The sequence below is a fragment of the Halomonas sp. H5 genome, assembly GCF_050613175.1.
Lineage (GTDB): Bacteria > Pseudomonadota > Gammaproteobacteria > Pseudomonadales > Halomonadaceae > Bisbaumannia > Bisbaumannia salifodinae.
Window position 1 is genome coordinate 279,011 of the sequence record NZ_CP192510.1, and the last position, 12,471, is coordinate 291,481.

Annotated in this window: 14 protein-coding genes and 1 other RNA gene; 11 read left to right on the forward strand and 4 right to left on the reverse strand. The window is 69.3% G+C overall.

Features of this window, described 5'->3' with window-relative positions; all coding sequences use genetic code 11:
- Window positions 1-4: 4 nt before the first annotated feature.
- The 7 genes from ACQ1W9_RS01255 to ACQ1W9_RS01285 all read left to right on the forward strand — a co-directional run bounded on the left by ACQ1W9_RS01255 (window position 5) and on the right by ACQ1W9_RS01285 (window position 6,989).
- Complete coding sequence (locus tag ACQ1W9_RS01255; RefSeq protein ID WP_431024960.1) at window positions 5-1,171, forward strand: acyl-CoA dehydrogenase family protein; 1,167 nt, start codon at window positions 5-7, stop codon at window positions 1,169-1,171.
- Window positions 1,172-1,180: 9 nt separating this feature from the next.
- A complete protein-coding gene (locus tag ACQ1W9_RS01260; protein ID WP_431024961.1) occupies window positions 1,181-2,245 on the forward strand; it encodes an acyl-CoA dehydrogenase family protein in 1,065 nt (354 codons plus the stop codon).
- Window positions 2,242-3,393 carry an acetyl-CoA C-acetyltransferase gene (locus ACQ1W9_RS01265; RefSeq protein WP_431024962.1) on the forward strand — a complete coding sequence of 384 codons (1,152 nt, stop codon included), beginning with the start codon at window positions 2,242-2,244 and terminating at the stop codon, window positions 3,391-3,393. The genes ACQ1W9_RS01260 and ACQ1W9_RS01265 overlap by 4 nt, the downstream gene beginning before the upstream one ends.
- A 9-nt stretch (window positions 3,394-3,402) precedes the next feature.
- The gene (locus tag ACQ1W9_RS01270; RefSeq protein WP_431024963.1) at window positions 3,403-4,281 is read left to right on the forward strand and encodes an SDR family oxidoreductase; all 879 of its coding nucleotides are present in this window, start codon (window positions 3,403-3,405) and stop codon (window positions 4,279-4,281) included.
- A gap of 224 nt (window positions 4,282-4,505) precedes the next feature.
- Window positions 4,506-5,291 carry an SDR family oxidoreductase gene (locus ACQ1W9_RS01275; protein ID WP_431024964.1) on the forward strand — a complete coding sequence of 262 codons (786 nt, stop codon included), beginning with the start codon at window positions 4,506-4,508 and terminating at the stop codon, window positions 5,289-5,291.
- Between the two features lie 10 nt (window positions 5,292-5,301).
- Entirely contained in the window at window positions 5,302-5,784 is a 483-nt protein-coding gene (locus ACQ1W9_RS01280) for a MaoC family dehydratase (RefSeq protein ID WP_431024965.1), read from the forward strand.
- A complete protein-coding gene (locus ACQ1W9_RS01285) occupies window positions 5,781-6,989 on the forward strand; it encodes an acetyl-CoA C-acyltransferase (RefSeq protein WP_431024966.1) in 1,209 nt (402 codons plus the stop codon). Before ACQ1W9_RS01280 ends, ACQ1W9_RS01285 begins: the two co-directional genes overlap by 4 nt.
- 55 nt (window positions 6,990-7,044) lie before the next feature.
- On the opposite strand, the gene ssrA is transcribed toward ACQ1W9_RS01285, so the two are convergent.
- Together ssrA and smpB are read right to left on the reverse strand one after the other, a co-directional pair.
- Window positions 7,045-7,424: a transfer-messenger RNA gene (gene ssrA / locus ACQ1W9_RS01290) on the reverse strand.
- A gap of 41 nt (window positions 7,425-7,465) precedes the next feature.
- Window positions 7,466-7,954 carry an SsrA-binding protein SmpB gene (smpB, locus tag ACQ1W9_RS01295; protein WP_346061084.1) on the reverse strand — a complete coding sequence of 163 codons (489 nt, stop codon included), beginning with the start codon at window positions 7,952-7,954 and terminating at the stop codon, window positions 7,466-7,468.
- A 124-nt stretch (window positions 7,955-8,078) separates the two neighbouring features.
- Between smpB and ACQ1W9_RS01300 the strand changes: the two genes are divergently transcribed.
- Window positions 8,079-8,516: a type II toxin-antitoxin system RatA family toxin gene (locus tag ACQ1W9_RS01300; protein ID WP_346061085.1), complete on the forward strand. Its 438-nt coding sequence runs from the start codon at window positions 8,079-8,081 to the stop codon at window positions 8,514-8,516.
- Window positions 8,503-8,805, forward strand: coding sequence for an RnfH family protein (locus ACQ1W9_RS01305; RefSeq protein WP_431024967.1), 303 nt, complete (start codon window positions 8,503-8,505; stop codon window positions 8,803-8,805). The genes ACQ1W9_RS01300 and ACQ1W9_RS01305 overlap by 14 nt, the downstream gene beginning before the upstream one ends.
- A 5-nt stretch (window positions 8,806-8,810) precedes the next feature.
- Here ACQ1W9_RS01305 and ACQ1W9_RS01310 read toward each other — a convergent pair whose 3' ends face one another.
- Complete coding sequence (locus tag ACQ1W9_RS01310) at window positions 8,811-9,221, reverse strand: outer membrane protein assembly factor BamE (protein WP_431024968.1); 411 nt, start codon at window positions 9,219-9,221, stop codon at window positions 8,811-8,813.
- A gap of 72 nt (window positions 9,222-9,293) precedes the next feature.
- Between ACQ1W9_RS01310 and fur the strand changes: the two genes are divergently transcribed.
- Entirely contained in the window at window positions 9,294-9,737 is a 444-nt protein-coding gene (gene fur, locus ACQ1W9_RS01315) for a ferric iron uptake transcriptional regulator (RefSeq protein ID WP_346061088.1), read from the forward strand.
- 169 nt (window positions 9,738-9,906) lie between these two features.
- Here the strand turns inward: fur and recN are convergent, their stop codons facing one another.
- Entirely contained in the window at window positions 9,907-11,580 is a 1,674-nt protein-coding gene (recN, locus tag ACQ1W9_RS01320; RefSeq protein ID WP_431024969.1) for a DNA repair protein RecN, read from the reverse strand.
- Window positions 11,581-11,789: 209 nt separating this feature from the next.
- Here recN and grpE point away from each other — a divergent pair, with 209 nt between their 5' ends.
- Window positions 11,790-12,398 carry a nucleotide exchange factor GrpE gene (gene grpE, locus ACQ1W9_RS01325; RefSeq protein WP_431024970.1) on the forward strand — a complete coding sequence of 203 codons (609 nt, stop codon included), beginning with the start codon at window positions 11,790-11,792 and terminating at the stop codon, window positions 12,396-12,398.
- Window positions 12,399-12,471 lie beyond the last annotated feature (73 nt).

Consider the following 12,471-nt stretch of genomic DNA (forward strand, 5'->3'; position numbering starts at 1 on the left):
CGCCATGGACCTGACCTATACCCCCGACCAGCAGGCCTTCCGGCGCGAGGTGCGTGCCTGGCTGGCGGACAACGTGCCCCGCGAACCGCTGGCCAGTTACGACACCCGCGAAGGCTTCGAGCAGCACCGCGCCTGGGAACGCCGCCTCTTCGACAACCGCCTCTCCATGGTGATGTGGCCCGAGCACCTGGGCGGCCGCGGCTGCGATCTGATCGACTGGCTGATCTTCGAGGAGGAGTACTACGCCGCCGGCGCCCCCCAGCGCATCAACCAGAACGGCCAGTTGCTGCTGGGGCCGACCCTGATGGAGTTCGGCACCGAAGCGCAGAAGCAGCGCTTCCTGCCGCCGATGGCCTCCAGCGAGGAGATGTGGGCTCAGGGCTGGTCGGAGCCCAATGCCGGCTCGGACATGGCGGCGATCGCCAGCAAGGCGATCCGCGACGGCGACCACTACGTGATCAACGGCCAGAAGACCTGGTCGACCCGCGCCAGCTTCGCCGACTGGGCCTTCGGTCTGTTCCGCAGCGACCCCGCCTCGAGTCGTCACCGCGGCCTGAGCTACCTGATGGTGCCGCTGGATGCTGAGGGGGTGACGATCCGCCCGATCCGCGCCCTCAACGGCAAGCAGGCCTTCGCCGAGATCTTCTTCGACAACGTGCGGGTGCCGGTGGACAACCGCATCGGCGAGGAGGGCGCCGGCTGGCAGGTGGCCATGGCCACCGCCGGCTTCGAGCGCGGCCTGCTGCTGCGCTCCCCGGCGCGCTACCAGGCCGCCGCGCGGCGCCTGGTGGAGCTCTATCGCCGCTACCCCGAGCAGGCCGAGCGCGACCCCTCGCTGCGCGATGCGGTCTGCGAGGCCTGGGCCGGGGCCGAGGCCTATACGCTTTCCGCCTACCACACCGTGGGGCGCCTGGCCCGGGGCGAGAAGATCGGCGCCGAGGCGAGCATCAACAAGATCGTCTGGTCGGAGCTCGACCTCAAGCTGCACGAGACCGCCATGCGCCTGCTCGGCGCCCGCGGCGAGCTGCTCGCCGAGGCCCCCGAGATCGGCGCGGACGCCGGCTGGCTGGACGGCTTCCTGTTCGCCCAGGCCGGCACCCTCTATGCCGGGGCCAACGAGATCCAGCGCAATATCATCGCCGAGCGCATGCTTGGCCTACCCAAGTCCTGAGGTCACGCCATGGATTTTACCTTCAACGATGACCAACTGGCCTTTCGCGAGGCGATCGGCCGTTTCCTGATGGTCGAGGCGGCCCCCGAGACCCTGCGCGAGCTCTGGGAGACCGATAGCGGCCGCTCCCCGGACCTGCGCGGCAAGATCGCCGAGCAGGGGCTCACCGCGCTCTCCGTGCCCGAGTCGGCGGGTGGCCTGGGCATGGGCGATATCGCCTGGTCGCTGATGACTCAGGAGCTGGGCTACTACGGGATTCCCGACTCCCTGGCCGATACCGCCTACGTGGCCTGCGGGCTGCTCCAGGGCCTCCCCGAGTCCCTGGGCGGCCGCCAGGGCTGGCTCGAGCGGGTCGCCGACGGCAGCCTGCGCATCGCCCTCGGCGATCCGGTCAATCCCCTGGTGGCCGATGCTCACCTGGCCGACCTGCTGCTGATGGCGCATGGCGACGAGGTGCATGTGCTGTCCCGCGAGGAGGTGGCGCTGGAGGCCAATCCCAGCATCGATGCCTCGCGGCGCCTGCGCCGCGTGCGCTGGCAGCCCGCCGCCGCCACCCGGGTGGCGAGCGGCGAGGCCGGCCGGGCGCTATGGCAGCAGACCCTGGATCGCGGGGCCCTGTCGGTGGCCGGCCAGTTGCTCGGCCTGGCCCAGCGCATGCTCGACCTGTCGGTGGACTATGTCGCCCAGCGTCGCCAGTTCGGCAAGCCGTTGGGCGCCTTCCAGGCGGTCAAGCACCAGTTGGCCGACGTGGCCGGCAAGATCGAGTTCGCCAAGCCGGTGCTCTACCGCGCCGCGGCGTCCCTGGAGCGGGGCGACCCCCGGGCCGCGCTGCACGTCTCCCAGGCCAAGCTGGCCTGTGGCGAGGCATCCTGGCTGGCGGCACGGCATGGCATCCAGGTGCACGGCGCCATGGGTTACACCTGGGAGGTCGACCTGCAGATATTCATGAAGCGTGCCTGGGCGCTGGATGCCGCCTGGGGCGATCGCGGCTATCACAAGGCGCGCATCGCCGACGCCATTCTCGCCGAGGGTGCCGAGCTGGGCCCCGGCCACACCTTCCGGGAGGCCTCATGAGCGACGCCTATATCGTGGATGCGCTGCGCACCCCCACCGGGCGGCGCAAGGGCGGGCTGGCCGAGGTGCATGCCATCGACCTCGGCGCGGCGGTGCTGGAAGCCCTGGTGGGGCGCAACGCCGTGCCCGCCGACGAATACGACGACGTCATCTTCGGCTGCGTCGACACCATCGGCGCCCAGGCCGGGGATATCGCCCGCACCAGTTGGCTGGGGGCGGGGCTGCCGCTGAACGTGCCGGGGACCACCGTCGATCGCCAGTGCGGCTCCTCCCAGCAGGCCCTGCATTTCGCCGCCCAGGCGGTGATGAGCGGCACCCAGGATGTGGTGGCGGTGGGCGGCGTGCAGACCATGACCCGGATCCCCATCTCCTCGGCGATGCTGGCCGGCCAGCCGCTGGGCTTCCCGGATCCCTTCTCGGGCAGCCGGCGCTGGCGCGAGCGCTTCGGCGACGCCCCGGTCGACCAGTTCTACGCGGCCCAGCGCATCGCCGATCACTGGGGCTTCTCGCGGGCCCAGATGGAGGCCTATGCCCTGGAGAGCCACCGCCGGGCCCTGGCGGCGCTGGACGACGGCCGTTTCGACGCCGAGTTGGTGCCGGTGGCCGGGGTCTCGCGGGATGAGACCCCGCGCCGGACCAGCCTGGAGAAGATGGCCGAGCTGGAGCCGGTGAGCCCCGACTACCCCGGCATCACCGCCGCGGTGTCGAGCCAGACCGGCGACGCGGCGGCGGCGCTGCTGGTGGTCTCCGAGCGGGCGCTCGAGCGCTACGGGCTGACGCCCCGGGCGCGTATCCACCACCTGAGCGTGCTCGGCGACGACCCGATCTGGCACCTGCGGGCACCGATTCCCGCCACCCAGGCGGCGCTCGAGAAATGCGGCCTCACCCTGGACGCCATCGACCGGGTGGAGATCAACGAGGCCTTCGCCTCGGTGGTCATGGCCTGGCTGGCCGAGACCGGCTATGACCCCGCCCGCACCAACGTCAACGGCGGCGCCATCGCCCTCGGCCACCCCCTGGGGGCCACCGGGGCGCGGCTGATGACCACGCTGCTCCACGAACTGGAGCGCAGCGGTGGTCGCTACGGGCTGCAGACCATGTGCGAGGGCGGCGGCCAGGCCAACGTGACCATCATCGAACGACTCTGAGGAGGCAGCATGGGAATCTGTGAGCAGCGCAGCGTGATCATCACCGGGGCCGGCGGCGGCCTGGGGCGGGCCTACGCCCTGGCCTTCGCCGCCGAGGGCGCCCGGGTCTGCGTCAACGACATTCGCCGCGAGGCCGCCGAGGCGGTGGCCGAGGCGATCCGCGAGCAGGGCGGCGAGGCGATCGCCGTGGCCGACGACATCACCAGCCTGGCCGGCGCCGAGCGCATCGTGGCCGCCGCCGTGGAGGCCTTCGGCGATGTCCAGGTGCTGGTCAACAACGCCGGGGTACTGCGCGACAAGATGTTCGTCGGCCTCGACGAGGAGGACTGGGACCTGGTGATGCGGGTCCACCTCAAGGGCCACTTCTGCCTGGCCAACGTCCTGGCGCGGCGCTGGCGCGAGCAGGCCAAGGCCGGCCAGCGGGTCGAGGCGCGGATCATCAACACCAGCTCCGGCGCGGGGCTGCAGGGCTCCATCGGCCAGGCCAACTATTCGGCCGCCAAGGGCGGGGTGGCGTCCCTGACCCTGGTGCAGGCGGCGGAGTTCGCCCGCTACGGCGTCACCGCCAATGCCCTGGCGCCGGCGGCGCGCACCGCCATGACCGAGAGCGCCATGCCCGAGGTGGTCAAGGCCCCCGAGGACGGCGGCTTCGATGCCTGGGCGCCGGAGAACGTGGCGCCGCTGGTGGTGTGGCTGGGCAGCACCGCCTCGCAAGGGGTGACCGGCCAGCTCTTCGAGAGCCAGGGCGGGCGCCTGTCAGTGTGCGACGGCTGGCGCAGCGGCCCCGAGGCCGACCAGGGCAAGCGCCTGACCCCGCAGCAGGCCGGCGAGACGATTCGCCGCCTGATGCGCCAGGCCGAGCCGGCCCAGAAGGTCTGGGGCAGCTGAGCCGCGCCCCTCCCCATCGGCCGCTATCGACCGGCCTTCCCCGCCGAATCTCCGGGGCAGCTGAGCCGCGTCCCTCTCCATCGGCCGCGATCGACCGGCTCGCCCTGTGACGCGCCCCGCCGAATCTCCGGCGGGGCGCGTCCTTTCTGGTCCGTTTTGACGATGCCGCGCCCCGGGCCGGCCACCTATAACGGAGGGCAGGATTCCGACCGAGGTGCCATACCGTGACGCAAGTTCCCCCCTATGTCCCCGGCCACCAGCTGCTGGCCGGGAAGTCCGTGCTTATCACCGCCGCCGCCGGCGCCGGCATCGGCCATGCCGCCGCCCGGCGCTGCGTCGAGGAGGGCTGCCGGGCGCTGATGATCTCCGATATCCATCCCCGCCGCCTGGAGGAGGCCGTCGAGCGGCTCAGGGCCGAGACCGGCCTCGAGGCGATCCATGGCCAGTTGTGCAACGTCACCGACGAGGCCCAGGTGCAGGCCCTGGTGGCGGCCGCCGAGGAGGCCCTGGGCGGCGTCGACGTGCTGATCAACAACGCCGGCCTGGGCGGCCAGCGGCGCCTGGTGGAGATGGCCGACGAGGAGTGGCAGACGGTGCTCGACGTGACCCTCACCGGCACCTTTCGCATGACCCGCGCCATGCTGCCGGCGATGCAGGCCCGCGGGCGCGGGGTCATCGTCAATAACGCCTCGGTGCTCGGCTGGCGCGCCCAGAAGGAGCAGGCCCACTACGCCGCGGCCAAGGCCGGGGTGATGGCGCTGACCCGCTGCGGCGCCCTGGAGGCGGCCGAGCACGGGGTACGCATCAATGCCGTGGCGCCCTCCATCGCCTTCCACGAGCACCTCAGGAAGAGCGCCAGCCCCGACCTGCTGGAGTCGCTGGCCGCCCGGGAGGCCTTCGGCCGCGCCGCCGAGGTCTGGGAGGTGGCCAACGTGATGATGTTCCTGGCCAGCGACTACGCCTCCTACATGACCGGCGAAGTGGTGTCGGTCAGTTCCCAGCGTGCCTGAGGAGACTCCCATGCCCCTGACCTTTGCCACCCCCGAGGCGCTGCTCGCCGCCGAGGGCCGCGACCTGGGCACCACCGACTGGCTGGTGGTGGACCAGGCGCGTATCGACCGCTTCGCCGACGCCACCGACGACCACCAGTGGATCCATGTGGATCCGGTGCGGGCCGCCGAGGGCCCCTTCGGGGGCTGCATCGCCCACGGTTACCTGACCCTGTCGCTGGCCAACCGCTTCCTGCCCCAGTTGATCACGATCGACAACCTGGCCATGGGCGTCAACGTGGGCTGTGACCGGGTGCGCTTCCCCGCGCCGGTGCCGGTGGGCGCGCGGATCCGCGGCCGCGGCGAGATCCTGCGCGTGGTGCCCAAGGGCGAGGCGGTGCAATCCACCGTGCGCATCACCATCGAGATCGAGGGCAACGAACGCCCCGGCTGCGTGGTCGACACCATCAGCCGCTACACCTTTGCCAACCCGACCAGCGAGGAGCCGTCATGAACCCGCAGGATGCCGTCATCGTCAGTACCGCCCGCACGCCCCTGACCAAGGCGTTTCGCGGCGCCTTCAACGACACCGAGGCGCCGGTGCTCGGCGGCCATGTGGTGCGCGCCGTGCTCGAGCGCGTCGGCGTCGAACCCGAAGCCGTGCAGGACGTGATCATGGGCGCCGCGGTCCAGCAGGGCACCCAGGCCTACAACATCGGCCGGCTGTGCGCCTATACCGCCGGGCTGCCCCAGAGCGTGCCCGGCATGGCCCTGGATCGCATGTGCGCCTCGGGGCTGATGAGCATCGCCACGGCGGCCAAGGGCATCATGGCCGGCGAGCTGTCGGTGGCGGTGGCCGGTGGGGTGGAGTCGATCTCGCTGACCCAGACCAAGCACAAGAACGGCTATCGGGCCCAGTCCGAGGCGGTCAAGGCGGTGGTGCCGGCGGCCTATATCCCGATGCTCGAGACCGCCGAGCTGGTGGCCAGCCGCTACGGCATCTCCCGGGAGGCCCAGGACGCCTATGCCCTGCAGAGTCAGCAGCGCACCGCCGCGGCCCAGGCGGCGGGGCGCTTCGATGATGAGATCGTGCCGCTGGAGGCCGAGCAACTGCTGTTCGACAAGGAGCGCAAGCCCGCCGGCCACCAGCGGGTGACCGCCCGCCGCGACGACTGCAACCGCCCGGACACCAGCGCCGAGAGCCTGGCCGCGCTGGCGCCGGTGTGGCCGGGCGGCGACTGGGTGGCCGAGGGGCAGAGCGTGACCGCCGGCAACGCCTCCCAGTTCTCCGACGGCGCGGCGGCCTCGCTGCTGATGAGCCGCGCCGAGGCCGAGCGCCGCGGCCTGACGCCGCTGGGCACCTATCGCGGCTCGGTGGTGACCGGCTGTGGGCCCGAGGAGATGGGCATCGGCCCGGTGCATGCCATCCCGGCGCTGCTCGACCGCTTCGGGCTGACGGTGGGCGATATCGGCCTGTGGGAGATCAACGAGGCCTTCGCCAGCCAGGTGGTCTACTGCCGCGACCGGCTGGGCATTCCCGACGAGCGGCTCAACGTCAACGGCGGCGCCATCGCCATCGGTCATCCCTTCGGCATGACCGGCGCGCGGATGGTGGGTCATGCCCTGCTCGAGGCGCGGCGTCGCGGCGAGCGCTTCGTCGTGATCGCCATGTGCATCGGCGGCGGCATGGGCGCGGCGGGGCTCTTCGAACTCGAGTAAACCGATTTTCAGACAAAAAAACAGCCACTTATAAGTGGCTGTTTTTTTGCTTAGTTGGTGGAGGCGGCGGGGATCGAACCCGCGTCCGCCGGCACTCGCCTATCAGCTCTACATGCTTAGTTTCGTCTTTTGATTTAACCCGGCTGGCTCCGACGAGCAGGATCCAGACGCGCGATTCTTCAAGAGTTTAACGACCGGCGTGAAGACGCCACCGGACGCGATCCCATCAGTCTTGGCTCATATCCCCTCGGCGATAAATGGGCACATCGCGTTGGGGCCGGACAAGAAGCTAACAGCGTTTAAGCTGCCAGCGCGCCCTGAGCGTAGTTTTCGTCGTTTGCGACTATTTAATCGTGATGTTGGATTTACGAGATACATCACGCTCTCGGCATGCACCTCAAGGGTTGCCACCGGCGTCGAAGCCATGTCGCCCCCATAGCCAGGCATTCTATCAGCTTGCCCGAGGATATGACAGCCTAGGCCTTGGCGTGTTCCCGCATGATGCGGCCCTTCTGACGGTTCCAGTCGCGATCCTTCTCGGTGGCCCGCTTGTCGTGCTGCTTCTTACCGGTCACCAGGGCCAGTTCGCACTTCACCCGGCTACCCTTCCAGTAGAGCTTGAGGGGCACGCAGGTATGCCCCTTGTCCTGGGTGCGCGAGAAGATCTTGGCGATCTCCTTCTTGTGCAGCAGCAGCTTGCGGGTACGCGTCGGGTCGGCGATCTCGTGGGTGCTGGCGGTGTTCAGCGGCGTGATATGGCTACCCAGCAGGTAGGCCTCGCCATGACGCACCAGGATATAGGTGTCGGTGAGCTGGCCCTTGCCGGCGCGCAGGCTCTTCACCTCCCAGCCGGCCAGCACCAGGCCCGCCTCGAAGGTCTCGTCAATATGGTATTCGAAGCGCGCCTTCTTGTTTTGGGCGATGACATTGCTGCCGGGGCCCTTGCCCTTGCCTTTCTTGGCCATGGAACCTCGTGTCGTGATCTAGCGTTGGCTGGCCCCTCCGGTAGGGGGGGGAAGCGTGATACCATTCGTGAAAAACAACCGCTCATGATACGCCCAGGGCCCTGTAAAGTCAGCGGAGAGGTAGATGCCAACGGTCAATCGGTCCGCCCTCGTGCGGCACTCCCCCCAGGCCATGTTCGATCTGGTCAATGATTTCGAACGCTATCCGGAGTTCTTGCCCGGCTGCCGACGTGCCCGGCTGCTCGAGCACGATGATGCCCACCTGGTGGGGGAGCTGACCCTGGCCAAGGCGGGCATCGAGCAGAGTTTTACCACCCGCAACGACCTGCATGCCCCGGAGCGCATCGAGCTCTCCCTGGTGCATGGGCCCTTTCGCCGCCTGCAGGGACGCTGGCTGTTCACCCCCATGGGCGAGGATGCCTGCAAGGTGAGCCTGGAGCTGGAGTTCGAATTCGCCAGTCGCTTGCTGGGCATGGCCTTCGGGCGCCTCTTCCAGCAGGTGGCCGGCCAGTTGGTGGACTCCTTCACCCGTCGTGCCGACGACGTCTATGGCCGCTACTGAGACCCTGGCGGTGGAGGTGGCCTTCGCCCTGCCGGAGAAGCAGCGCATCGTCACCCTGGCGGTGGCGCCGGGCACCACGGCGCGACAGGCGGTGAGCCTGTCGCGGATCGCCGAGCAGTTTCCCGAGCTGCCCGCCGACACCTTCGACCGGGCCCCCCTGGGGATCTTCGGCAAGGCGCTGCGGCAACCCGAGGCGCAGGCCCTGCGCGAGGGCGATCGGGTCGAGATCTATCGCCCCCTGCAGGTCGATCCCAAGACGGCCCGCCGCCGGCGAGCCGCCGGGGGTTGAGCCGTTTACTCGACGGGCGCGAGCGTGGCCCCTGGCTGGGCACTTTCGCTGGCGGGGCCGGCCTCCTCGACGCTGGGCAGCGGAATCTCCTCGGAGAGATCGCCCTGGATCGCCACATCGACCAAGCGGTCGCCGGCGAAGGTCAGGGTGACCCGGCGCTGCTCCACGCCGTCGTAGGCCTTGTCGAGACGATAGACATAGTCCCACTGGTCGGCGTCGAAGGGCGCCTCGAGCAGGGGACTGCCCATCAGCTGGCGCACCTGGTTGCGGCTCATGCCGGGTTGCAGTTGCTCCACGGCGCTCTGCTCCACCAGGTTGCCCTGGGGCAGGTCGCGCTTGTAGACGCCGAAATAGCTGCAGCCGCTGACCAGGGTCAGGGCGACGGAAAGGGTGACTGTTTTAATCAGCTTTTGCATTTGCGCCTGTTCTTCACTATCGTTGATTTGGTCGATCATACCCGACCCTACACCTTACTGCGAAGAGCAACCATGGCCGACCAGAACCATGAATTGCGCAAGGCCGGGCTCAAGGTAACCCTGCCGCGCGTCAAGATCCTGCAGATCCTCGAGAGCTCCAGTGGCCGCCACCTGAGTGCCGAGGATGTCTATAAAGCCCTGTTGGACGCCGGTGAGGACGTTGGCCTCGCGACCGTCTACCGGGTGCTGACCCAGTTCGAGTCCGCCGGCCTGGTGATGCGCCATAATTTCGATGGCGGTCACGCCGTCTTCGAGCTCTCCCACGACGAGCACCATGATCATATGGTGTGCCTGGAGAGCGGCGAGATCATCGAGTTCTTCGATGAGACCATCGAGCGCCGCCAGCAGGAGATCGCCGAGGAGCACGGCTTCGAGCTGGTGGACCATGCCCTGGTGCTCTATGTGCGCCCCAAGGGCTCCAAGGCGACCCGCCAGGAAGGCATCCAGAAGAAGTAAGTGACAACGCCCTGCCTAGCCAATGACTCGGCCCCGATCATCGATCGGGGCCGAGTCCGTTTTGGGATGCGGTTGTTTATCTCAGTGATGGGCCCGCTGGCTGGCATCGAGCATCTCCCTCGCGTGGGCCGGGGGTATCGAGAGCTGTCGGACAGGGGCTTTCTCGGTCTCAGTGATGAGCCCGCTGGCTAGCGTCGAGCATTTCCCGGGCATGGGCCAGGGTCCTGTCGGACAGGTTGACGCCACCCAGCATCCGCGCCAGTTCGCGCACCCGGCCGGCCCCGTCCAGCAGCGCCATACGGGTCAGGGTGGTGTCGCGCTTGGCCTGCTTCTCGATATGCAGGTGCTGGTGGGCCTGGGCGGCCACCTGGGGCAGGTGGGTCACGGTCAGCACCTGGCCCGAGGCGCCCAGGCGCTTGAGCAGTTGGCCGACGATCTCCGCGGTGGCGCCGGAGATGCCCACGTCCACCTCGTCGAAGACCAGGCTGGGAATGGTGGAGTGGCTGGCCGCCACCACCTGAATGGCCAGGCTGATGCGTGACAGCTCGCCGCCGGAGGCCACCTTGGCCAGGGGGCGGGGCGGTTGTCCCGGATTGGCGGCGATCAGGAAGGCGACGCGATCCAGGCCCTCGGCGGCGGGGGCCTCCCGCTCGCCGACTTGCACCTCGAAGCGGGCCTTGCCCATGGCCAGGAAGGTCAACTGCTGCTGCACCGCCTTGGCCAGCCGGCCGGCGGCCTCGTGGCGTGCCTTCGACAGCGCCTTGGCCTGCCGGCGCCAGCGCTCGCCGAGGGTCTCCACTTCGGCGGACAACTGCTCCAGATCCCCTTCGCCGCCCTCCAGGCCGGCCAGTTCCGCCGCCAGGCGCTGATGCAGCTCGGTCAGCTCCTCGGGCAGGCAGTGATGCTTGCGGGCGATGCGATGCACCTCGCCCAGGCGGCCATCCACCCAGGCCAGGCGCTCCGGATCCAGCTCGGTGGTGTCGGCGAAACGCTGCAGTTCGCGGCTGGCCTCGTTCACCTGGATCTGCGCCTCCTCGAGCAGTCCCAGGGCCTCGGCCAGGGCGCCGCGATCACAGCCCGGCAGGGCGGCCAGGCGGCTGGCCGCCTGGTGCAACAGGGTCAGGGCGCCGCCGTCGTCGTCATCGCAGCACTGGGCGGCGAACTGCGCCTCGCGCAGGCTCTCTTCGGCATGGGCCAGGGTCTCCTGCTCCTGCTCCAGGGCCTCCAGCTCGCCGTCGGCCAGGGCCAGGGCGTCCAGTTCATCCACCTGGTAGCGCAGCAGCTGGCGGCGGGCGGCCAGCTCCTCGCCGCTCTCCGCCAGCCGCTTGAGGCGCCGGCGGCTGGCCTGCCAGAGGCGGAAGGTCTCGGCCAGCTCGACGGCGGCGGTAGCCTGGCCGGCGAAGTCGTCCAGCAGGCTGAGGTGGGTCTCCTCGCGCAGCAGCGCCTGATGGGCGTGTTGGCCATGCACCTGAATCAGGCGCTCGCCGAGGCCGCGCAGGTCGGTCACGGTGGCGGGCTGGCCATTGATCCATGCCTTGGAGCGGCCGTTGGCGGTGATCACCCGGCGCAGCAGGCAGTCGTCGGCGGGCAGGTCGCGGGCCTCGAGCCAGGCCCGCGCCTCGGGCAGTTCGGAGATCTCGAAGCGGGCGCTGAGGTCGGCGCGTTCGGCACCATGGCGCACGCTGCCGGCATCGGCGCGCTCGCCCAGGCACAGCCCCAGGGCGCCCAGCAGGATCGACTTGCCGGCCCCGGTCTCCCCGGTGATGGCGGTCATGCCGCCGCCCAGGTCCAGTTCCAGGTCATCGACGATGGCGTAATCGTGGATCGCAAGCTGCACCAGCATGGCCTATTTCCTCCCTGGGTCGTGCGGCGGGACCGGCGAGTGAGTCTGTTCTTTTATACAGTGTTTTATACAGTAGCCCAGGGGCGACGACAATGCCCGAGTCGTCGCATGCCTTGAGATCGCCGCAGGCATCCCCATATCAGGGAGCAACTCATGCTCAACCCTTTAGTGAGGTGGCCCCGGGCCGCCGCCGACGTCAGGAGAACCCCATGGCCAAAGACCCGCAGACCCCGTTGGATGAGGAGCTGATGCGCCAGGAGCAGGAAGCCGAGCCGCAGCCCGTGGAGGGTGAGGTGGAGTCCGCCGCCGAGCAGGCCGAGGATCAGGGCGAGGTCAGCGACAACCCCGAGGCCGAGGTGCTGGCGGCCCGGGTCGAGGAGCTCGAGCAGGGCCTGGCCGAGGCCAAGGATCAGGCCCTGCGCGCCGCCGCCGAGGCCCAGAACGTGCGCCGCCGCGCCGAGCAGGAGGCCGAGAAGGCGCGCAAGTTCGCCCTGGAGAAGTTCGTCAAGGAACTGCTGCCGGTGGTGGACAGCCTGGAGAAGGCCCTGGAGACCATGGGCGAGGAGGCCTCCGAGGCCCATCGCGAAGGCGTCGCCATGACCCTCAAGATGCAGCTCGATGTGCTGGCCAAGTTCGGCGTCGAGGCGGTGGAGCCCGCCGGCGAGCCCTTCGATCCGCAGGTGCACGAGGCCATGGCCATGGTGCCCAATCCCGAGCTGGACCCCAACACCGTGATGGATGTGATGCAGAAGGGGTATCTGCTCAATGGTCGCCTGGTACGCCCGGCCATGGTGGTGGTCAGTCAGGCCGCCGGCTGAGCGAGGCACACAGGGGGACTTGAAAAGCCGCGAGGCCTCCCCCACATACAGCACAACGCCGCGGCAAAGGCCG